Raw genomic sequence first — 20,923 nt, 5'->3', positions numbered from 1 at the left:
GCTTTCTCAGTTACCCATCCTATACTAAGAACTTATAATCTGTCTAACCTCTATCTAGGGAAGTATAAAATACCTATGTCAAGATTTGATGTTAACTTATCGGCGAATCGGCTGATTAACATAAATCTACCGATATTGTCAACAGGCTAAAACCCATGTTCTCAGGGAAGAGACCATCACAGAAAATCAGTCTGGGGGAATAGTAATTAATGCAATTATTCAATCCACCCGGAGCGTAAAGCTCTCACCGCAGCCTGAGTGCGATCGTCAGCACATAACTTATTTAAAATACTGCGAACATGAGTCTTAACTGTACCCACAGTAATATATAACTTTTCGGCAATTTCGGCGTTACTGCGTCCGCCGACAATCAATTCTAAAACCTCCAATTCCCGCTCAGTTAAGGGACAAGTAGATAAAAATTCTTTATATTCTGGTTCAACAGCATTTATAGTAACAGTAGCCGCGTTGGTATTTTCCCCGGGTAGATTTTGAGCCTGTTGTAAAACCGTGCGAGCAATAACCGGGTCAATCCAGGAATTACCTTCACTGGTGACTTGGATGGCTTCCATTAAGCGATCGATACTCACATCTTTAACACTATAAGAATCTGCCCCCGCCGAAAAAGCGCCCATCACAGCATCTTTATTATCGTGCATAGTCAAAATCAAAACCTTAGTATTGGGTCCCTTTTGGCTACGGAGATATTCCTTAAAAGTTTGAGTTAATTCAATCCCATCAATATCAGGTAAACCAATATCAATAATTGCCACATCAGGTCGAGTCAATTTCAACACTTCCAAACCCTGGCGACCGGTGGCGGCTTCCCCGACCACCTCCACCTGTTCACTCTGTTGTAGGGCGGTTTTTAAACCCACACGAGTTAAATCATGATCTTCAATTAAAACCACCCGAATAGTTTTCATCATTTACCCTCCAGAAAATTCTCAAATACCAGTAGTTCAATCCTAGACAACTTAAAATCTGCCATCCTGTGACTGGTGCGACGCTGACCCTGAGTTATTGTCAGCCCAGAAACAATGATTGTACCACCTTTAATCGGACATAGAGATAATCTCCGATTCTAGGCAAGAGTATCTGAATCAGACCGGAGCCATTAACTGTTAAAGTGGTCTAAACGCGCTCTATAGTGTCCCCAACTTTAGCTTTTTGGATAATTTCTGACCAAATACAATAACTATGTATTCTTCTGCTGTCCCCTCAACATACTCCCGCCCACATATTTTAGCGGTTGATGACTCCCCAGAGAATCTATTTCTGATTGAAGCCATGTTAGCCGACGAGGGATACACGGTCTATTGTCAACCGGACGGAGAGTCAGCCCTAAAAACGATATTAGAGAAGCCGCCCCAACTGGTATTATTGGATGTGATGATGCCGGGAATTGATGGCTACGAAGTAACTCGGCGTATCCGCAATAACCCTAACCTCCCATTTATCCCGATTTTATTGATTACAGCCCATGATCAATCTAGTGTAGTGGAAGGACTGGACGCGGGGGCTGATGATTTTATCCGTAAACCGGTAGAAATTGACGAACTCCTAGCCAGGGTGCGATCGCTACTCCGACTTAAAGAGAGTATAGATGAACAGGTGCAAATGGCACGCCAACGAGAAGATTTTGTCTCTCGCCTCACCCACGACCTACGGACTCCCCTGGTGGCGGCAGATCGGATGTTAAAACTATTCCAGCAGGGCGCATTGGGACAAGTGACCCCAACTATGTCGGAGGCGATCGCTACCATGATTAGCAGTAACCAAAACCTCCTACAGATGGTCAATACCCTATTAGAAGTATATCGCTATGAAGCCGATCGCAAAACTATTGCCTTCTCCAGCCTAGACTTGAGTGCATTAGTCAAAGAGGTAGTCGAAGAATTGACCCCCCTGGCTATGGAAAAAGGCTTAATTATCCATATAGACGAGATCCAACCGGATCTATCAATGGTTGGCGACCCCTTAGAATTGCGCCGGGTGGTGATGAATTTGCTGGGAAATGCCATTAAATTCACTGACCTGGGGAAAATTACCGTCCGGCTACAGGTAGCAGCCAACCCCACTAATGGCACACCTGAGATAATTCTACAAGTTGAGGATACCGGAGAGGGAATGTCGGACCCCGATCGCGCCATTATTTTCGATCGCTTTCGTCAAGGAAACCATAAGCGATCGGGAAGTGGCTTAGGACTGCATTTGGTCTCCCGAATTGTCGCCGCCCATCATGGTATTATTGATGTCACATCCCAAAAGGGTCAGGGTAGCTGTTTTACGGTGAAATTACCCCAAAAGTTGGCCTAAAAAATTAGTGCGAGTTTTCAACATAATCTCGTATACTGGTACACTGCGAGACTAAAATTTTCAATTGAGAACCTACCCGCGATAACCATGAGAACCTACTACTGCGGACACCTAAGAAGTGTTAATATTGGAGAAACAGTCACCCTCTGCGGCTGGGTCGATCGCTATCGCGATCATGGGGGGGTGGTATTTCTGGATCTGCGCGATCGCAGTGGTCTGGTACAAATTATCAGCGATCCTGAACGCACCCCTAATTCCTACGGGCTTTCTACTTCTGTCCGTAATGAATATGTTTTACGGATTACTGGTCGAGTTTCACACCGTCCTGATGAGTCCATCAACCCCAAAATACCAGGGGGCGATATAGAAGTATATGCTGATGAAATCGAAGTCCTCAACGGACTAGGAAAGCCTCTACCATTCCAGGTCGGGAGTAATGATAATGAATCAGTCCGCGAAGAATTACGCCTCAAATATAGATATTTGGACCTGCGACGGGAACGCATGACCCGTAACCTACAATTGCGCCATGAGGTGATTAAGGCTATGCGGCGCTTCCTGGAAGATCAAGAACATTTTATTGAGGTGGAAACCCCAATTTTGACGCGATCGACTCCCGAAGGCGCACGGGATTATTTAGTTCCCAGTCGGGTTAACCCCGGAGAGTGGTTCGCCCTTCCTCAGTCTCCCCAATTGTTTAAACAAATGTTGATGGTCTCCGGGTTCGATCGCTATTATCAGATCGCCCGCTGTTTCCGCGATGAAGATCTACGGGCTGACCGACAACCGGAATTTACTCAGTTAGACATGGAGATGAGTTTCATGTCTCAGGAGGAAATTCTCACCTTAAATGAGAACCTGGTTTGTCATATTTTTAAAACTGTAAAAGGTATTGATTTACCCCGCCCCTTTCCGCGCATGACCTATAAGGACGCGATGGAACGCTATGGGAGTGATAAACCCGATACCCGCTTTGGCTTAGAACTTGCTGATGTTTCTGACCTGCTGAAAGATTCCGGTTTTAAAGTGTTTTCAGCGGCGATAAAATCGGGGGGAATTGTGAAAATCCTGCCGATTCCTGGGGGAAATGATTTGATTTCTAATGTGCAAATTAAACCCGGTGGGGATTTGTTTAAAGAAGCCACGGAAGCCGGGGCGAAAGGATTGGCTTATATTAGGGTGAAAGCTGATGGACAAATTGATACTATCGGCGCTATTAAAGATAACCTGAGTGATGAACAAAAAGCGGAAATTCTCCGGCGCACGAATGCGAAAGCGGGGGATTTATTACTGTTTGGTGCGGGGGATGTAGCCACGGTTAATAAAACCTTGGATAGACTGCGATTGGTGATTGGTCAAAGGTTGGGATTGATTGACCCTGAACAAATTAATCTGCTCTGGGTGACGGATTTTCCTATGTTTGAGTGGAACCAGGATGAAAAACGCCTCGAAGCTATTCACCACCCCTTTACTTCTCCCCATCCTGATGATATTAATGATTTGAAAACGGCTAGGGCTCAGGCTTACGATTTGGTGCTAAATGGTACGGAAATTGGCGGCGGTAGTCTGAGGATTTATCAGCGGGAAATTCAAGAGAAGGTTTTTGATGCGATCGGTTTATCTACGGAGGAAGCCTACAACAAATTTGGCTTTTTATTAGAAGCCTTTGAATATGGAACACCCCCCCACGGCGGTATCGCTTACGGTTTAGACCGCTTAGTGATGCTATTAGCTGGGGAAGATTCGATCCGAGATGTGATTGCATTTCCTAAGACACAACAAGCCCGTTGTTTGCTTACTAATGCACCCTCTGGGGTTGATCAAAAGCAGTTAAAAGAGTTACAGGTAGCTTCTACCTATAAGCCTAAAAAATCTGAGTGATTTTGGTGGTGGAGATAATCACGATTCGCTGTTCTTAGCACAGCGATCGCATAAGCCAAAAAATTCCAGGGTATGATAGTAAATCTTAAAATTGTGGGATTGTTGTAAGGTGGCTTCTAAATGATGCACTGGACACTCATCAATCACAATTGAGTAACCACACTCAACACAGGTGAGATAGTGTTCATCCTCCTGTACCAGACTATAAACAGATTCCCCGGTCCCTAATAGCCGCACATGAACCAAACCCTCCTTTTTGAGTGCATCAAGGGAACGGTAAATTGTGGCTAGTCCCATAGCCTGGTCATTTTTACGCATTTCCATATACAGATCCTGAGCCGAAAGCGATCGTCTCAGGGCTTTAAGTTTGCTCAAAATTCGTTCTTGACTACGAGTCCGACGAGTTTTCATCACTTCCCATTACCATTGCTCAATTTGGCGCTTATCTATAGGCTATCATTAATCATAACAATAGCAACCAGTGTCTACAACTATTATGATTCAAAGTCGTCTTTTAAATAGCTATTCCCCCAATCCGGTTTTCGCCCGCCACGAGACGTTTCATCCTCGGTTTGGCTGGCTAAAAAAAGGTTTTGAGCTGGCTAATAAAGATGCTGGTATTTTTTGGGCGGAAGATGCTCCGGTGCGCCTGGGAGTTGGTAAAAATATGGTGCGATCGCTTCGTTATTGGTGTCAAGCGTTTAAGATTTTAGGAGGCGATCGCCCCTTATCACCCCATCAAAATTACACCGTGGTTATCCCTCAATTTTTAGTCGAAGACAGATAAAAAACTTGGATTTTTTAACCTGTGAACACGGGGATATGCACTGTGGGGAAAGACTCCGAGATATGCGGTTGATTGTGATTGACCAATGGCAAAAACTGTCTTCAGTGACGTTTAATCCTCCGTGAAGGCGATCGCACGTTGAGGGTTAAGTAATGGGAAGACCTGGCGGGTGATCAAACCTCCAGCGTACCCCTGGTGCAAAATGTCACATAAAACTTGGCTATAATTTGTTCAAAATCTATCAATTGAACAGGCAAAATATACGATGGAAATTATCAAACTCAAAATCCGGGCGGATGGGGAAGGAAAAGTTATTTTACAAGTTCCTCAAGATTTAGCGAATCAAGAGTTAGAGATAGCTGTTATCTATCAATCCGCTTCTCCACCTTCCGCCACTCAAACCCCAGACGAATTAGGCTGGCCTCCGGGATTTTTTGAACAAACCGCAGGCTGTTTAGCCGATGAACCGTTGGTCAGATATGACCCAGGGGAATATCAGGTGAGGGAAGAAATCGAGTGATTTATTTACTGGATACAAATGTCTGTATTCTCTACCTAAATCGTCGCAATTCTGGAATTCAGGAACATTTAGAGCGGTTATCTCCCAGGGATGTGGCGGTTTGTTCGGTGGTCAAGGCAGAATTGTTTTATGGAGCGATGAAAAGCTCAAACCCCTCTCGTACACTGGCGCTACAGGAGGTATTTTTAAGTCAGTTTGTGTCTTTACCGTTTGATGATGCAGCAGCGAGTATTTATGGCAGGATTCGCGCTCAATTAGCCGCTTTAGGAAAGCCAATCGGTCCCTATGACCTCCAAATTGCAGCGATCGCTTTAGCGAATCATCTGATTTTAGTAACCCATAATGTTCGGGAGTTTGCACGGGTAGAAGGATTACGCCTAGAAGACTGGGAAGCCTAAATCTGAGGCGCTATCCGTCAGGATGAGAAGCCATGGCAGGGTCTCTATAGCCGGTAGGTTGACTTTTTACTCCAGCGCGGTACTATGGACGATGGACATCACAAGCTGATCCAGTCCCTGAGTTAAGAATGTAAAATTTTATTGCTCAGGCCGATCGCCCAGGCACAGACTGGGTAACAATAAGGGTTTTGCTTACCAGACATCACCGGAAACCATCGTGATTCAAACCAGCCTCAATCGTCATATCATCGATCCACCCCCAAGCGTGAATCCGGTTTTTGCCCGTCACGAGACCTTTCACCCTCGGTTTGGCTGGCTAAAAAAGGGGTTTGATCAAGCCGAAAAAGATGATCGTATTTTTTTGGCGGAAGATGCTCCGGTGCGCCTGGGAGTTGGTAAAAATATGGTGCGATCGATTCGTTATTGGTGTCAAGCGTTTAAGATTTTAGAAGGCGATCGCCCCACGGTATTCGGTGAAAATATTTTAAGAGATGACGGCTGGGACCCGTTTTTGGAGGATCCGGCTTCTCTGTGGTTGCTACACTGGAATTTGCTTAAACAACCCTGCGATGCTGCTGCTTGGCATTATACATTTAATCAGTTTCGGCGGGTGGAATTTTCCCAACATGATTTGTTTGTGGCTATCTCCGACTATGGGAAAACTCTTAAAAAAAACCTGGCTGATTCTTCAATTAATAAAGATGTTAGCTGTCTGCTAAGGATGTACGTTAAACAAAGCCGAAATCACCAAGTTAGTGAGGATTCGATTGATTGTCCTTTTGCCGAATTAGGGTTAATTCATAGGGCTGGCGACTCTAAATATTACACCTTTAGAGTTAACCAGAAGCGCAATTTACCCCCGGAAATTGTAGTGGCTGCTTGTTTAGAATATGCGGACTTTGTGGGGCGTGAACAACGCACGCTCGCCATCTCCCGACTGCTGTATGATATCGGTAGTCCGGGGATGGTTTTTAAGTTGCCAGAAACTGCGGTCTGTGATGCCATTGAAAAGGTGGCGCGGGGATGGAATGCGATCGCTTTATCAGAAGCCGCCGGATTAATTCAGTTTTCCTTTAACGAAAATCCCCAAAAATTAGCGGATCATCTGCTGGGGATGTATTACAATAAAAGGAAAAATGACTAATCAAATGCCTAAATTTTTATCAGATTATTTTAGCCTCAATCGTCGCTATTCTCGGTCTATCAATATCGAGCGAGATTTCGACCAAGTAGAAGCCTTAGCTGGATATGTTCTGACAGAGCGATCGCTAGATGCTCTGGGGCGAATTTTAACCGGATTTACCACCCCCCAAGCTAACCGCGCCTGGACTTTAACCGGAGTCTATGGAACCGGGAAATCTTCCTTTGCTCAATTCTTAATTTCCGCCTGTGCTGACCGCGAAAATACCGCCCACAAGGAAGCATTAGCACTAATTGAAACTACCCTTGGCAGCGAAAGTACAGAGTATTTATCATTAACTAAGGCTATCCCCAAAGCAGGTTTTTTTCGCGCTGTTGTAACCGCCCAGCGGGAACCTTTGAGCCATACGATTGTTAGGGCGATGTATAAGGGTTCCCAATTTTTTGGGCAGAAGAATAAACCCGCTAAAACACCGCAAATAGCTAAGGAAATAGTAGATTTATATACTGATGTTGAAAACGGCAAATCTATCCAAACATCAAAGATTATCAAGTTGGTTGTCGAAGTAGCCAAAGCTGCCCAAACCCCTGTCTTGATATTGATTGATGAATTGGGAAAAAACCTAGAATTTGTCGCCCAAAATCAGGGAGCCGAAGATTTATATTTGTTGCAGCAATTAGCGGAACTTCCTAGAGAGACAGATTCTCAGATTTATCTAATTGGATTATTGCACCAAGCCTTTGCTGACTATGGGGAAAGATTAAGTTCGGTTCAGCGCAACGAATGGGCAAAAATTCAAGGCAGATTTGAAGATATCCCCTTTAAAGATTCCGCCCCTCAAATGATGCGATTGATTGGTAAAGCCATCGATTCTGCCAATGCCGGAACCCATTTAGAGGGGGTTAATAATTGGGCTAAAGAATGGTTCGATTTACTACCTGACACACTCACGGCAGACATCACTACGGACGTGGTAGGTGCAACCTATCCCCTGCATCCATTGACGGCGTTAGTATTACCTGAATTATGCACCCAATACGCCCAAAATGAACGCTCCTTATTTACATTTCTCACCAGTGCCGAGCCCTATTCCTTCAGGCGCTATTTAGAAGAGACGACGGCGGATGATACTAAACTGCATACATTGAAACTCGATCGCGTTTACGACTATTTTATCGAAGCTGTGGGAATGGGTATCACCTCCCGCCCCAAACTGCAACGATGGATAGAAGTACAGGGCTTAATTAACGATGTTTCCAAAACCCTGGATGCTGACAGTTTACGGGTGCTTAAAACCATCGGAATCTTAAACATTGTCACCACCACGGGGGGACTGAAAGCTACGCGATCGCTTGTAGCTTTGGCAATGTGTGACCTTGTGGACGAGTCCCCAGAGTGGGAAAAGACAATTGATAATTTGCTGCAAAAAGGAATCGTTACCTATCGGCGACAAGTCGATGAATTGCGGATTTGGGAAGGGTCTGATTTTAATGTAGATAGCGCTGTAGCTGACTATTTGGCAAGCGATCGCACTACCCTAGTCGAACTTCTGTCGGAAATTCGCCCTTTGGAACCCCTAGTTGCCCAACGCCACAGTTATATTACCGGTACGCTGCGCTATTTTGAACGGCGCTATCTCGATAATCCTATACATCTCTCGACTCTTTCTTGTACCCTGGAAAATGCCGACGGTGCGATCGCTTATTGGGTGGGGGAAGAATCGCCCAATAATCCGCCGGAAATGACCACCGACGGCAAACCTTTAATCGTGGTTTGTGCCGCTAAATTGGAGACCTTGCGGATACAAGCGCGGGAATTGGCGGCATTGCGATACATTGAAAATAATGCCCCGGAATTACAAAGCGATGGGGTGGCGCGCCGAGAAGTACGTTACCGCTTAGTGCAAGCTGAGGAGTTATTTGATGATGCCCTAAGTCAGGCTTTTGACCTGGCAGAAAATCGCAACCGCTGCTGGATTTTGGGACGACCAGAAACTCTCAACCACGTTACCGATTTAAACGCACAACTCTCGCGGGTGTGCGATCAGGTTTATTCTCAAACGCCCACTTTGTGGAATGAACTAATCAATCGGCGCGACCTCACCTCCCAAGGCGCTAAGGCGAGACTGGAGTTGATTTCGGCAATGTTGGAATACGGACCGCGCCAACAGTTAGAATTGACAGGATACGGCCCGGAAGTGAGTATCTATTACTCGGTTTTATCGGAAACCAAAATTCATCGGTGCGAGGATGACCAGTGGGGATTTTACCCGCCGCCAGAAGATTCGGGAATTTTCACGGTTTGGGAGGCGATCGAAACCTTTTGTCTGGAAGCCAAAGAACAACAGCAAACCTTAGATTTGCTTTATCAGCGCCTGCAAGCGCCTCCCTACGGCATGAAACAGGGAGCGATTCCGGTGTTGTTGGCGGCGGTGTTGTTTTACCATGTGGATGATGTGGGGGTTTATAAAGATGGCTCCTTTATCCCCGTGTTGGGATTGGAACATTTCGAGATATTGGTGAGGTATCCCGATCGCTTTTCGGTGAAATACTTTGAAGTCCTCGGAGTGCGATCGCAAGTCTTTAAAGAATTGGAGGACATTTGGGGCAAACGCAAACCCCTCAATAAACCAGGGCTTCGTAATACCACCCTGTTAACGGTCGTTAAACCGTTGTTTCAGTTCGCTAAGGCTACCCCCCTATACCACTCAAACTCAGCGCCTCAGCGCCCAAGCAGTGGGGGTATTGCAGGCGTTGCAGCGAGACCAGGAACCCGATGAACTGGTTTTTACATCTTTACCCCAAGCCTGTGGGTTGCCTGCAATTACCACCGGAGAAGACTCTGATGCCAATATTGCCAAAACTCTCCGCGCCAAGCTAGTGGAAGCCTTGCGAGAGATTCAGACGGCCTATGATTGCTTATTAGACCAGTGCCAAACCCGCTTATTTGAAGCCTTTGGCATCAGAAGTCCCGAAACTCGCCTGCGGGAAGATTTGCGAGTCCGCGCTAGTTATATTAGCGGTCAGTGTTTAGAGCGCACCCTCAAGAGTTTTGCAAGGGCGGCAGCGGAGGAAACTAAAAGCGATCGCCAGTGGTTAGAAGCACTGGTGATGATAGTCGCCGACAAACCCGCCGAATCCTGGACTGATGAAGATGCGACCAGATTTGAAATTAAACTCAGTGACATCTCGCGGCGGTTTAAGAACCTGGAAGCCTTGCAAAAAGAAGTCGCCGCCAAAGGGGAGGGATTCGAGGCGCGGCGGATTACCGTTACCCGTCCCGACGGCGAAGAAACTCACCGCATGGTCTGGGTGGAACATGAGTCGGAGAACCAAATAGAGAAATTGGTTGAAGCCACCTTACAAAATCACCTTTTGCGGGATAATCCTCAACTTCAGCAAGCCTTTGTTGCTAAACTAACCGAAAGAGTTTTGGGAGCAACATCCCAGGAGAATCTTGCTCAAATGCAGAAAACCCGTCAGAATACGAAGCATGAGCAACAAACCAATTAGACATATCCTCGGTTTATCCGGCGGCAAGGACAGCACAGCCCTTGCTATCCTTCTGCACAAACAAGTGCCGCAGATGGAGTATTTCTTCTGCGACACCCATAAGGAGTTGCCCGAAACTTACGAGTATCTCGATCGCATCAAAGCCCGCTTAGGGATTAAAATTCACTATCTCAGCGCTCACCGAGGATTTGACCATTGGCTCGACATTCATGGCGGGTTACTTCCCTCTCCCCAAAAGCGCTGGTGTACCGTGATGATGAAAATTAAGCCCTTAGAGGAATTTGTCGGGGACGACGAAACCATAAGCTATATCGGCATCCGCGCCGACGAAAACCGGGATGGCTATATCTCCACCAAGCCGAATATCCGCCCCGTATATCCGTTTAAGGAGAAGGGTTTAGTTAAAGCAGATATCCTCCGCTTGCTAGAAGAGAGCGGCATCGGGCTCCCCGACTATTATCGGTGGCGCAGTCGTTCTGGTTGCTTTTTCTGTTTTTTTCAGCGAAAATATGAATGGGTGAAGCTCGCCGAGGAACATCCCGATCTGTTTGCCCAGGCGGTTGACTACGAGCAAAATCATAGTGACGGCAGACATTACACTTGGACAGATGGGGAGACCTTATTAGAACTACTCGAACGCAAGGAGGAAATTATTGCCAACCATGAGAAAGCAATGGCTAAGGAAATAACCAAATCAGTCCCAAATCGACCTCTAGCTGATGTCCTCTCTTCAGTCTTAGATGAGGAAGATGAGGATTTACCATGTTTGGCGTGTCATTTGTGAAACAGAAGCAAATAGTATAGGAGGGGTACACGAATGCCAAGCGATCGGCTGGAGTTTCAAGGGGGAATCGAGATTGCCAGAATTCCTGAAACTTCAGGTTTGTATGCTTGGTACTACAAGCCGTTAGTTATCGAGCCTAAATCAGTTGAACAAATAATTTCATCTTTCCTTGACCTTCCCGGAGAAATATCGACAGAAATTCAAATGCGTTATGGAGTTCGATTAGTAGCGAAATCGTCTTTAGATGTTGTTTATGGTTTTAAAAGACAATTAGCCTCTGCCGTCATTGCAAACGCCATTGATAGTGCAGATAATTTATTGGTAAATTTCCTAAAATCTAATTCAGTATATTTTTTTACACGACCCATTTATATAGGGATAGCAAAAAATCTTAAACAACGAGTGTATCGCCAGCACTACTTGTGTTTAAATGAATACTGGGATCAGGATTCCGCTGTAAGCAAACATTTGGACGTTTTTCCTGATGCAACAGTTCAATCGACAATGGAATACCTAGGCTTGCCGCATTCATTTGCACTTGAAGCCCGAATTAGAAACATACCGCTAAGAGATTTAGTAGTGCATATATATCCTACTAATGCACTTCCGGCTGATATTGGTCTAGATACTGAAGATACCGAATCAGATTCTGCTTCTAGACGCGATCTAGAGAAGGTACTTCAACTTGTGACAAATCCAATTTGTGGGAGACCCTGATATGTCATTTAGCTTTGGAGTTCAAAAAGATCCGATTTACGGAACCTACGGCGAGTTTACTATCGGTTCAGACGATAACCGAGTCCGCGCTCAGTTTCTGTTAACCAAAATGAAACCTGGCTCAGAAGGGATTTGGGAAAACTCTCTCGCTTCTCAGATGGTTCCTTGGCGGGAAGTTTTTAATATAGAAGAATTAACATTTGATGAACTTCTCCAACGGGATTTAGATGATTCTCGCGTTGCTCATGATATGATACCTTATCTACTAGGAGAATCGGGGGCATTTGCCCGATTTTTTCCTCCAATTATGGCGGTATTAGTCCCTAAAAAAACGGAAAGAACGGGAATCCAGTCTTACTACCCAGCACCGCGCAACGTCACTGAAGTGTCAATCAGCTTTGGTGACTTATTTGATTTTGAAAAAGCTCAAATTGAAGGGTCTATTACTCCGCTGGGAGTCATCAAATATAACCGACAAAAAACTGCCTTCATTATCGTTGATGGTCAACACCGAGCCATGGCTGTTTTAGCGTTACACAGACAAATCAACGATAGCTGGTCTGGTAATAACTTTGCCGGATTTTACAATCACCTCCACCTCACGGAAAATCAAATCAAAAATATCGAATTACCAATTTGCATTGTTTTCTTTCCCGATCTCCACGAAGAAAATGAACAATTCAAGCAGAAGGGAATCAGCTTGCCAGCAGTATGCCGGGAAATATTTTTAGTCGTCAATAAGAACGCCAAGCCAGTCAGTCAATCCCGAGAACTTTTACTGGACGATGAAGACTTGGCAGCTAGGATGATGCGTGAAACCCTTTCCAAATTAAAAGGTCGTGGTGAGTCAGAGGCTTCAATTGCTCATATTTATTCCTTTGCATTTGGAGATTCAGTTTCTGAAGCGCAACACCGCAAGACTGAGGTTGTAGCGGGTCAACTTGAATACACCTCTGCAGTAGCTTTGCACAAAATGCACGCAGCCGTTGCCTTTGGTGTACCCTCCGCTTTCCAGCTTGACTCTAAACAAGATATCACCGATGGCAGAAGAATCCAAAACTCAGAGCGTCCAGCTACAATTTTGATAGGAACGGAACTGCAGAAGTGGTCTACACTTTCCCGTCGTTCTGGTAGATCTCATCCCCCGGATGAAGTGGAACAAGCGGTCAAGCTCTTGGGGAATGTTTCGGATGCTGTGATGCTTCCACTCTTTGATCGGTTTCGTCCTTTCGCCGTACACAACTCTGAAATGAGAGCCTTACGCACTCGGTTACTGGATCCAAATTTGAGAGCGGATCCGATTCAGCGCAAGTGCTATAGTCTGCTGTTTGAAGGGAGTGGAGTCCGAAGTGTTTTTGAAGAACATATTAAGCGGCTTCGCGAACGGGAAGACCAACTCCAAGAAGAAGGTCGATCAATTGGAGATTATGTAAAGAACCAGCTACAAGATGCTAAAACAACTGCTTCAGCACTCAATCGGTACGAAAATGAGATCAAAAACCGAACAGCCGCTAAGTTCTTTAGTATTGATTATGAGAGATTTTTCTCTGCTGAAGGCGGCAATGAAGCCGAGCGAAAAGAGTTACTCAATCGAGCCAAGTCAATTTTTGATACGGTTTCCACACAAGCTTTCCAACTCGGATACTTGATGGCGGTTCATTCAGTGGTCGAATTGATGCTAGATACAGGTACACCCTATGATCGGCGTCTTCAGGTCATTAAATTTGTTTCCAATCTGTACCTCAACGCACTGAACACCTACTTTTCATCTGGAACAGAGGTGGAGCATCGGACTCTGACAGGTTTTGTGAATGAACCCAGAGCAAAAGTCTTCGCACCCAATGAAATAGGTTTGCGCGGTCTTTTATCTCAAAGTGTGAAAGAACTTAATGAGAGTCAATGGCTCTTCTTTCGTTATGCCATTTTAGAGATGGTTCACTGCAAACACGCTTATGAGACGCTGCTACAGGGATTAAACACAGCTACCGATGTTTCCCTGTCTGAAGCATATAGAAGAAATTTGCCCTACTTAACTTACGGCATTGTTGAGGTTCGTAACCAATACATTAAAGCAGCAGTTGATACATCCCTAAATTCCACGGAGTTTAAACAAGAGATTCAGCTTGTAAAGGCGAAATCAATTGGTGAGAAAAAATCTGAAGAAGAAATCGCCCAACTAATTGAACAACTAGAAGCTGAAAGAAAAGCAGAAGTCCAAGAAAAGTGCAAACAGAATATCAAAGCGAGTTTGGGAGAACTGGCGAAAGATGATAAAATTTCCAGCCGTCTTTTAGAGAATGTTTCTATGCAAGATAGCGAATAAATACTAGAATAGCTAAAACGCCAGCAGCACCGACCCGATTTGAGGCGATCGCCTATTGAGTTGTCGTAGGTGATAGTCACTAATCCTAAAAGGAGGCGATCTGTCAATAAAAATCTTGAGGATATCCGCAGAAAATGGGACGTTTGATTCCACAGCAGGTATTGAGGAAGGGATGAGTTATTATGACGACAGAGAGCGATCACATCTATCTGAACCATATTTTAGAGTGTAGCGATCGCATTCGAGAATACACCGGCGAAGACCGAAGTATTTTGATGCAAAATACATTGTTGAAAGATGCGGTTTGGCGACGGTTACAAACTTGAGTCTGTCCAGGAGTGATTGACTAAACCCATGATATTCAGAACCCGTTACTATCGAGATCATGTATCTGTTTGGCGGCGGACATCAAGGAGGAATTAGGTCTGGTACTCTCAACGTGCCGGGAATTGTCGGGTTGGGAGAAGCCTGTCGCCTGCGAGGTTTGGAAATGGCAGAAGATGAGGCAAAAATTGCCAATTGGCGCGATAAATTACAGGATTTACTACTTGACAAAATATCGGGTTTGGTGATTAATGGAGATATTAATTATCGCTTATCGGGAAATCTGCATATTTCGATTCCAGATGTTCCTAATAGTGCGATTATAGCACGGGTGCGCGATCGCCTGGCAATTTCTACGGGGGCGGCTTGTTCCTCTGGAGTAGAAGCACCGTCCCATGTTTTGCGGGCGATCGCTTTATCCCCAAATGCCATGGAAGGTGCTTTGCGGATTGGTATCGGCAAATTTACCACTGAGTCGGAAATTGATCGCGCTGCGGAGATTTTAGGGGGTGCTATTGGTACTATCCGTGAGGTGATGGAACCCTAGGGCGATCGCAGCTTTCCCCCCCTCCCAAATTGCTATAATACAGCAACTATTTTTTACAGGTTCTCCAATGTCTATCATTACCCTTGAAGTTCCAGACGAACTCTGGGGAAAACTGACACAAATGGAGGCTCGCCTTTCATTTCTGTCAATCTAAACCGGAGGCGATCGCTTTGACTGCGGAAAAAAGTATAGAACTAAGCCAACACGCCGTCCTAAAAATTGAAGTCTTAGCCACTCACGGAATCACGATTTCTCCCGAGATAATTATAGACACAATCCGCTCGCCAGACAAAGTAGAGTCTAGCGGAGGAGAAAAATACATCGCTCAAAAAAGATTAAATGAGACTTTAGTTCTCAGATGCGTCTATAGAGAATATGCCGATCGCATTTTAGTCATTACCCACTACCCACGAAGGAGGTCGCGATATGAAACGGATTCGATATAGTCCAGATGTGGATGCTTTGCTGATTGAACTATCAGACGAACCCATTGCCTATGCTGAAGATGAAGGCTCCCTGATCATTCACTATTCTCCCAGTGGAGATGTGGTGACAATCGAGGTTTTAGATGTCAAAGAATTTATGGCTAAAGACTCCACTGCTAAAGTTAGTTTTGAAAATTGACGTTTAGCTTGATGTGAAAACTTTAAATGCGTGAGTTAAATGTAACCATTCCCGATGCCTTGTACCAACAAGTAGCAGAATTGGCAGCCCGAGAAAATATCTCCCTTGACCAACTGGTTGCGATCGCCCTTTCGGCTCAAGTTGCCGCTTGGATGACCCAAGATTATTTAATAGAGCGAGGAAAACGAGGAAGTTGGGAACAATTTCAACAGGTTTTGATGAAACTGCCCGATGGAGAACCGGAGGAATTTGATAAGCTGGAGTTGTAGATTGCTGAAGTTGCGATCGCCCACTCTAGGGAGTGTAAAACACATTCCTAGAAAGGCGATCGCAGGTTTCCCCACTCCAAAATTGCTATACTCGACAGGGTAAACGCATCTAATTTGGTATAAAATTTAACTGACAAAAAAGCTGGCATCCAGTATGTGGGAATCAAACGGGTGGCAATGAGTGATGATTACAGAATGCTTATTCTCAAATCCTAGTGTCAATCCTGATTGAGATGTGCTTACCCTGCCCCCTCCCCCTATTTTCGTCAGATGACCACCTATATCTACCCTATTACCCATATTAGAAATTTACCCTCTATCTTGCGTTCTGGTGGCATCCTCGCTAACAATCCCTTAAAATCTCAGGGCATCAATTAGAAGGTCTAAGAGGGTTTATAAAAGCAGGTTAAGTTAGCGGTAAAAACTTGCTGGAATGTAAAAATTATCCATTGCCAGTTTAGGATATGCTACAAACTCTCAGTAGTAATCTGCAAAATTAAATGGTGACAAAGAAAGTTAGCAGGATAAGGCTTTCCTGTTGGAACTGGACGGCGGTGTTTTGAGATTTTATGAATTCTATTTAAAAAATGTGGATGATGATACAAACTACAGGAAAGTTTGGCTTCAATATTACTACATACTTTACTGGTTTGAGTAGAAAAAAGATACCCAAGCATACCACCTTGGCTAGAAAATGGTGCGTATCGACAAGTCAAAAATTCATTATTAATGTCGTTTATATACTCAGAAAGTTTCCCCTCGGAAGGAAGCACCTTTGCTTCTAACGGCCACATCATTCTTCCGTCACCACCATGCATAACAAAAGCAATATCATATTGTGGTGACTGGGCCGGTGGTGCCTTCCTTGTTTCAAATTCATAGGGACCATGTTCTACATCAAATGGCTCCCATCCCGTCATACATTGTCGAATTCTTGGTACAAATCGTTGGGTAATCGTCCTTTCTCGCTCCTCATAATCTTGTTCCCAGCAAATTGTTAATAAGTCACACTCTCGGAGCCGGTCATATCCCTCCCAGACTAATGTTAGGATCAACATTGATTCGTCTTCACACCACTCTTTTGCTAGTTGAACAAAATCAGGTGGAACAGGTAATTTTTTGGTTTCCCACGGTGTTGGTCGTCTCCTAGCCACTTATGACTCCTAATTTAATTTATGAGTAAGATTCAAATCCGCTGTGCCACATCATAAGAGCAGCAGCCACTTCGTCAGCATCCCGTAAAGCCATAGAGCGTGTCCAGTAGCGTCTTTTGTCGGGTTTTACAAAATACACAGTAGGAATGGTTTTTCCATCCAAGTGAATAGAATCATATATTTTAGCAACACGCTGATAAAATATTCCCCCCTCCTCTATACTGGACTTTTCTAAAAATGATTGATTTAACCTCTCTAACTGTTCTATAAGCTCTAAAGAATCTAGGGGTTCAACCTCGATTTCTTCACCCTCATCATTTGGGGTGAGATAAAAAGCAATTAAACGAACCGGAATAGAGGTGTGGTTTTGCTCTTGAAAAATTTTAACACAGATGTTTTTATTTGTTCCAAACCCAGCTTTAATCACCTTTAAAAAATAATTGCAATATTCATTTAAGACATCTTCCGAAGCTCCTGTTTTAAGATCGCTAGATTGGGAACGAGTGCTTTGCCGTCCAGGAGATGAACGATTACCTTTAAAATCAGGTAAAGTGTAATTAAAGATATCCTCAATTAGCAACCACTCACTATCCTTTAAGGAAAAGGCTTCACGCACACGATGGTCTACATCATCAAAATCCAATCTTTGAATATTATGTAATCGCATTGGACTTTCAGGAATTGGAACCCGCAGCAATTCGTTAATATTAGGTTCAGGTCTATAAGAAGCAAAGCGGCCACTTGACAAAAGAAGATAATAAACAGCAAGCTTGCTGTTATAAGTTAGACAAGCCGCTTCTAAAGTTGAAGTATATTGAGGTGCAACATGGATAGTCACGTAACTTTCAGAACAAAGCACTCCTTGCTTATCTTCATCTGATCGGATAATTGCTGCTTGAAATCTTTTGGAATCAATTGTCCAAGCTTGCTTTAAAATTAGTTGGGGTATTTCAAACGCCGACAAATCGCTAGAATCTCGTGAATGGGTATCAGGATCCGCGTTAATAGGCAAATCTTCTGGATTGATAAAAATAAATGGACCCTTGGGGAACTGCCGTAACAGGCGTTTTCCCAGTATATCTTCCTGATACTTTTTTCTATCACCCCGGATAATACCTTGTCTTTTAATGGCAATTTTAGCACGCTCCAGTTTCTCAAAGTTTTGTCCTTGGCTCAACCGGCGCACTAAAGCTAAATCCCGTCTGCCGCCCCACATTAATACAGTCCACACCAAAGAATCTTGGATTGCTTCTTGCGGATAAATTAAATTGATATCATAAGGTTCTATAACTATCCGGTAATCATCTTCATTACTGGCAACAGGCTTTGGGCAGATATAAGACAATGGTTCACCATTGGGCAATTCGGCAGACATCGTGACAATGCAAGTGGGTGAAATAGCATCTTTGAATAACCCAAATCGCAAAGCAGATAAATTCACAATTTCATCTACTTTATATTCACAAAAAAGTTTGTGCCGGAATTCTTGAGCTGTGCTAATTTGATTGAAAATTAGCCCCCCAGCAGGCTGCATCATTGCAATCGGTTGACCAGCCTTTGCTAAAGCCGCAGATTTGGGCAAGAAAAGTGGGCCAATATTGCCGTAAGTAATCGGCCACTCATTGTCTCTTGCCCAAGAATTCGCAAATCGAGTAACGGTATTTCTTCCCCAAGGAGCATTACCTATCACTAAATCGTATTGCCCCGCATCATGCACTGTGCGAAACCCTTCTACATTTTCTTGGAAAAAGTCTGCGGATATTAATCGCTTGTCTCTCAAGCGTGGAAAGCGTACTTGCTCCCAATAATATCGAGGATCGATTTCATCACACATAGTCAAGTAAAGGCTAAATGAAGCTACCCTTACTGCTTGCGGATTAACATCTACTCCAAACAAATTACCTGCAAGAATTTGTTGCAATATGGGTGCAGTTATTTCTTCGACTGGATAAGCTTTCTTCCATCTATAAATAAGTCGCTGAAATGCTTTTACTAGAAAAATGCCCGATCCACAAGCCGGATCAAGGATTTTCAGATCCCACTCGTCACTATCCCACGGCAAGACGCCATCCAAGATAAAGTCAACCAGATGTCCTGGAGTATAGTGAACTCCTTTGTCCGCATTTTTTTTTCCCTTGTCAACAAATTCTTCATAAATACTACTAATGAACTCAAGGGGTATGGCATCAAAGGAATACTGCGGCCAGAGGCAACCCTGTCCCGTTTCCATTTCCAGATCGCCACTGACAAATTCTGCAAGCAGATTGAGATGTTGTTCAGTGACTTTATGTTCCTCTACTTGCCATTCGTGTTCGCGTTCCCCTTCGGTCGCTCCTTTTCCGGGAAATAAATCTCCATTAAATTTATTGTTAAGCCAGCGAAAGAAATTATAAGTATCTGTTTTATTTCGCAAAATTTCAGTTAAATTTGCATGGCTTTCTAATAAATATGCTTGTTCATATAAATGAGTTAGTAAATCTGGATTGAAAGCGGCGTTTCCCTGGGAATCTTTTCTGTCAAATAGAAATTGAATGAAAATAATCCGGGCTAATAGATCGTGGATGGTGTCGTAATCGAGTTTAAGTTTATTAAGTTGCTTGCGGACACTTTTGAGATTGCTCAGGAGCATTTGGTCAGCAGACTGGCTACGCTGAAATCGCTTATTATTAGCTTGAAAAAATTGCCCTGACACCAAATCAGCCCAGTGGATGCGGAAAGTATCAGCCGCCTGTTGCGAGAGAGAGGGCTGATCAAATAATTCAAGTTGCTGACGCGAAACTTCAGCAACTGGTCTGAGATTCTCAAATTCGGTTGGTGGGCCTTCGTAACAGCTCCAAATTCGCAACCGATCTGGTTCCGCCGTAATTAGCGACGGAGAGCGAGCAAAACTCCATGCAAGTCTGTAAGTTTCTTTAAGAATGGCCTCTGATACTGGAATAGGAAACTGACAGACCACGGCGATAGGGGCCTCAGTTTCATCCCCTTGAGGATTTGGAGCCAGCACTCCCACTTGGAGGTCAGCACCAGAACCATTTAAAAGATTTTTGATATTCCTTCCCAGTTTTTCCCGAGCTAGGCGTGCATACACGCTGGGTCCAGCACCTGTTGGCTCCATGACTTGAGCCAGTTCAGGCCAGTGGAGCTTTTGGTGAGCTAGTTCTAGTAATCCAGAAACAGACATAGGACGGTTTAAGCTGCCATTACAGCAGAAGGCGACAAGAGGGCTATCGTTTTCTTGATTGAAGACGATTTGGCCTTTTCTTGCGGTGTTGTCATCCGTTATTATATTCCAGTAGCGCTAAAATTAAATAAATTGGTGCGAGACGTTTAGGAGTCAAATAAGGCTGCAATGCCTGAAATAACCTCCTAGTGGGACTTGCACCCCTTGGTGGAATATAAGGGATTCGCACCCCTGACCATCCCATAACTGTTTATATGTCCCGACGCTTGGAGAAATCTAAGCAAGGCAGGGGACTCAAGGTCATAAACCAACTGAGAAATCAGGGCGTTGAGAGTAACGGCGATAGCCACCCCCAGTTTTGGGAATCACAATCTCAGGATTGAAGCTGGGAACGGAAGGCTCCGAGGTGCAACCCAACACCAGAATCGAGACCACTGCCAAC

Annotated in this window: 21 protein-coding genes; 16 read left to right on the top strand and 5 right to left on the bottom strand. The window is 44.4% G+C overall.

Translation table 11 applies throughout. The annotated features are described in order from the left end of the window. Nucleotides 1-215: 215 nt before the first annotated feature. Complete coding sequence (locus P5674_RS02215; protein ID WP_006618794.1) at nucleotides 216-926, bottom strand: response regulator; 711 nt, start codon at nucleotides 924-926, stop codon at nucleotides 216-218. Nucleotides 927-1,200: 274 nt separating this feature from the next. On the opposite strand from P5674_RS02215, the gene P5674_RS02210 reads away from it, so the two are divergent. Then, nucleotides 1,201-2,319, top strand: a complete 1,119-nt coding sequence (locus P5674_RS02210) for an ATP-binding response regulator (protein WP_152088309.1) — start codon at nucleotides 1,201-1,203, stop codon at nucleotides 2,317-2,319. Nucleotides 2,320-2,406: 87 nt separating this feature from the next. After that, nucleotides 2,407-4,200, top strand: a complete 1,794-nt coding sequence (aspS, locus tag P5674_RS02205; RefSeq protein ID WP_006618796.1) for an aspartate--tRNA ligase — start codon at nucleotides 2,407-2,409, stop codon at nucleotides 4,198-4,200. An 18-nt stretch (nucleotides 4,201-4,218) separates the two neighbouring features. Here aspS and P5674_RS02200 read toward each other — a convergent pair whose 3' ends face one another. Beyond that, the gene (locus P5674_RS02200; protein WP_006618797.1) at nucleotides 4,219-4,611 is read right to left on the bottom strand and encodes a Fur family transcriptional regulator; all 393 of its coding nucleotides are present in this window, start codon (nucleotides 4,609-4,611) and stop codon (nucleotides 4,219-4,221) included. An 85-nt stretch (nucleotides 4,612-4,696) separates the two neighbouring features. Between P5674_RS02200 and P5674_RS02195 the strand changes: the two genes are divergently transcribed. The 9 genes from P5674_RS02195 (at nucleotide 4,697) to P5674_RS02155 (ending at nucleotide 14,382) form a co-directional block, all read left to right on the top strand. Further along, a complete protein-coding gene (locus P5674_RS02195; RefSeq protein WP_152088320.1) occupies nucleotides 4,697-4,987 on the top strand; it encodes a DUF4007 family protein in 291 nt (96 codons plus the stop codon). 265 nt (nucleotides 4,988-5,252) lie between these two features. Continuing rightward, entirely contained in the window at nucleotides 5,253-5,507 is a 255-nt protein-coding gene (locus P5674_RS02190) for a hypothetical protein (protein WP_006618799.1), read from the top strand. Further along, nucleotides 5,504-5,905, top strand: coding sequence for a type II toxin-antitoxin system tRNA(fMet)-specific endonuclease VapC (gene vapC, locus P5674_RS02185; RefSeq protein WP_315669765.1), 402 nt, complete (start codon nucleotides 5,504-5,506; stop codon nucleotides 5,903-5,905). Before P5674_RS02190 ends, vapC begins: the two co-directional genes overlap by 4 nt. Nucleotides 5,906-6,122: 217 nt before the next feature. After that, nucleotides 6,123-7,049, top strand: coding sequence for a DUF4007 family protein (locus P5674_RS02180; protein ID WP_315669764.1), 927 nt, complete (start codon nucleotides 6,123-6,125; stop codon nucleotides 7,047-7,049). Next, nucleotides 7,042-9,825, top strand: coding sequence for a hypothetical protein (locus tag P5674_RS02175; RefSeq protein ID WP_315669763.1), 2,784 nt, complete (start codon nucleotides 7,042-7,044; stop codon nucleotides 9,823-9,825). Before P5674_RS02180 ends, P5674_RS02175 begins: the two co-directional genes overlap by 8 nt. After that, nucleotides 9,800-10,558 carry a hypothetical protein gene (locus tag P5674_RS02170; RefSeq protein ID WP_234933353.1) on the top strand — a complete coding sequence of 253 codons (759 nt, stop codon included), beginning with the start codon at nucleotides 9,800-9,802 and terminating at the stop codon, nucleotides 10,556-10,558. Before P5674_RS02175 ends, P5674_RS02170 begins: the two co-directional genes overlap by 26 nt. Next, nucleotides 10,539-11,342: a phosphoadenosine phosphosulfate reductase family protein gene (locus P5674_RS02165; protein ID WP_006618802.1), complete on the top strand. Its 804-nt coding sequence runs from the start codon at nucleotides 10,539-10,541 to the stop codon at nucleotides 11,340-11,342. The genes P5674_RS02170 and P5674_RS02165 overlap by 20 nt, the downstream gene beginning before the upstream one ends. Nucleotides 11,343-11,375: 33 nt before the next feature. Beyond that, the gene (locus P5674_RS02160; protein ID WP_006618803.1) at nucleotides 11,376-12,059 is read left to right on the top strand and encodes a hypothetical protein; all 684 of its coding nucleotides are present in this window, start codon (nucleotides 11,376-11,378) and stop codon (nucleotides 12,057-12,059) included. A 1-nt stretch (nucleotide 12,060) separates the two neighbouring features. Beyond that, a complete protein-coding gene (locus P5674_RS02155) occupies nucleotides 12,061-14,382 on the top strand; it encodes a DNA sulfur modification protein DndB (protein WP_006618804.1) in 2,322 nt (773 codons plus the stop codon). A gap of 12 nt (nucleotides 14,383-14,394) precedes the next feature. Here P5674_RS02155 and P5674_RS02150 read toward each other — a convergent pair whose 3' ends face one another. Next, nucleotides 14,395-14,535, bottom strand: a complete 141-nt coding sequence (locus P5674_RS02150; RefSeq protein WP_157888722.1) for a hypothetical protein — start codon at nucleotides 14,533-14,535, stop codon at nucleotides 14,395-14,397. Nucleotides 14,536-14,564: 29 nt separating this feature from the next. On the opposite strand from P5674_RS02150, the gene P5674_RS02145 reads away from it, so the two are divergent. The 5 genes from P5674_RS02145 to P5674_RS02125 all read left to right on the top strand — a co-directional run bounded on the left by P5674_RS02145 (nucleotide 14,565) and on the right by P5674_RS02125 (nucleotide 16,524). Next, on the top strand, nucleotides 14,565-14,708 hold the full coding sequence (locus tag P5674_RS02145) for a hypothetical protein (protein WP_006618805.1): 144 nt from the start codon (nucleotides 14,565-14,567) through the stop codon (nucleotides 14,706-14,708). A gap of 59 nt (nucleotides 14,709-14,767) precedes the next feature. After that, entirely contained in the window at nucleotides 14,768-15,253 is a 486-nt protein-coding gene (locus P5674_RS02140; protein WP_315642669.1) for an aminotransferase class V-fold PLP-dependent enzyme, read from the top strand. A gap of 426 nt (nucleotides 15,254-15,679) precedes the next feature. Beyond that, on the top strand, nucleotides 15,680-15,877 hold the full coding sequence (locus P5674_RS02135) for a DUF2283 domain-containing protein (protein WP_006617485.1): 198 nt from the start codon (nucleotides 15,680-15,682) through the stop codon (nucleotides 15,875-15,877). A gap of 26 nt (nucleotides 15,878-15,903) precedes the next feature. Further along, nucleotides 15,904-16,146 (top strand): hypothetical protein, encoded by a 243-nt coding sequence (locus tag P5674_RS02130; RefSeq protein WP_006617484.1) that lies wholly within the window; start codon nucleotides 15,904-15,906, stop codon nucleotides 16,144-16,146. Between the two features lie 270 nt (nucleotides 16,147-16,416). Continuing rightward, on the top strand, nucleotides 16,417-16,524 hold the full coding sequence (locus tag P5674_RS02125) for a DarT ssDNA thymidine ADP-ribosyltransferase family protein (RefSeq protein ID WP_071941261.1): 108 nt from the start codon (nucleotides 16,417-16,419) through the stop codon (nucleotides 16,522-16,524). A gap of 89 nt (nucleotides 16,525-16,613) precedes the next feature. Here P5674_RS02125 and P5674_RS02120 read toward each other — a convergent pair whose 3' ends face one another. Next, nucleotides 16,614-17,300, bottom strand: coding sequence for a hypothetical protein (locus P5674_RS02120; protein ID WP_006617483.1), 687 nt, complete (start codon nucleotides 17,298-17,300; stop codon nucleotides 16,614-16,616). 19 nt (nucleotides 17,301-17,319) lie between these two features. After that, nucleotides 17,320-20,481 carry an HsdM family class I SAM-dependent methyltransferase gene (locus P5674_RS02115; RefSeq protein ID WP_006617482.1) on the bottom strand — a complete coding sequence of 1,054 codons (3,162 nt, stop codon included), beginning with the start codon at nucleotides 20,479-20,481 and terminating at the stop codon, nucleotides 17,320-17,322. Nucleotides 20,482-20,923: the final 442 nt, after the last annotated feature.

The sequence above is a fragment of the Limnospira sp. PMC 289.06 genome (assembly GCF_032350395.1).
Taxonomy (GTDB): Bacteria; Cyanobacteriota; Cyanobacteriia; order Cyanobacteriales; family Microcoleaceae; genus Limnospira; species Limnospira platensis.
This window is presented reverse-complemented; position numbering and strand designations above follow the sequence as displayed.

What these genes read in the sequence shown, in the direction of transcription:
- P5674_RS02215 (WP_006618794.1), bottom strand. Translation starts at nt 926, where the DNA reads ATGAAAACTATTCGGGTGGTTTTAATTGAAGATCATGATTTAACTCGT.
- P5674_RS02210 (WP_152088309.1), top strand. Translation starts at nt 1,201, where the DNA reads ATGTATTCTTCTGCTGTCCCCTCAACATACTCCCGCCCACATATTTTA.
- aspS (WP_006618796.1), top strand. Translation starts at nt 2,407, where the DNA reads ATGAGAACCTACTACTGCGGACACCTAAGAAGTGTTAATATTGGAGAA.
- P5674_RS02200 (WP_006618797.1), bottom strand. Translation starts at nt 4,611, where the DNA reads ATGAAAACTCGTCGGACTCGTAGTCAAGAACGAATTTTGAGCAAACTT.
- P5674_RS02195 (WP_152088320.1), top strand. Translation starts at nt 4,697, where the DNA reads ATGATTCAAAGTCGTCTTTTAAATAGCTATTCCCCCAATCCGGTTTTC.
- P5674_RS02190 (WP_006618799.1), top strand. Translation starts at nt 5,253, where the DNA reads ATGGAAATTATCAAACTCAAAATCCGGGCGGATGGGGAAGGAAAAGTT.
- P5674_RS02175 (WP_315669763.1), top strand. Translation starts at nt 7,042, where the DNA reads ATGACTAATCAAATGCCTAAATTTTTATCAGATTATTTTAGCCTCAAT.
- P5674_RS02165 (WP_006618802.1), top strand. Translation starts at nt 10,539, where the DNA reads ATGAGCAACAAACCAATTAGACATATCCTCGGTTTATCCGGCGGCAAG.
- P5674_RS02160 (WP_006618803.1), top strand. Translation starts at nt 11,376, where the DNA reads ATGCCAAGCGATCGGCTGGAGTTTCAAGGGGGAATCGAGATTGCCAGA.
- P5674_RS02155 (WP_006618804.1), top strand. Translation starts at nt 12,061, where the DNA reads ATGTCATTTAGCTTTGGAGTTCAAAAAGATCCGATTTACGGAACCTAC.
- P5674_RS02145 (WP_006618805.1), top strand. Translation starts at nt 14,565, where the DNA reads ATGACGACAGAGAGCGATCACATCTATCTGAACCATATTTTAGAGTGT.
- P5674_RS02140 (WP_315642669.1), top strand. Translation starts at nt 14,768, where the DNA reads ATGTATCTGTTTGGCGGCGGACATCAAGGAGGAATTAGGTCTGGTACT.
- P5674_RS02135 (WP_006617485.1), top strand. Translation starts at nt 15,680, where the DNA reads ATGAAACGGATTCGATATAGTCCAGATGTGGATGCTTTGCTGATTGAA.
- P5674_RS02130 (WP_006617484.1), top strand. Translation starts at nt 15,904, where the DNA reads ATGCGTGAGTTAAATGTAACCATTCCCGATGCCTTGTACCAACAAGTA.
- P5674_RS02125 (WP_071941261.1), top strand. Translation starts at nt 16,417, where the DNA reads ATGACCACCTATATCTACCCTATTACCCATATTAGAAATTTACCCTCT.
- P5674_RS02115 (WP_006617482.1), bottom strand. Translation starts at nt 20,481, where the DNA reads ATGTCTGTTTCTGGATTACTAGAACTAGCTCACCAAAAGCTCCACTGG.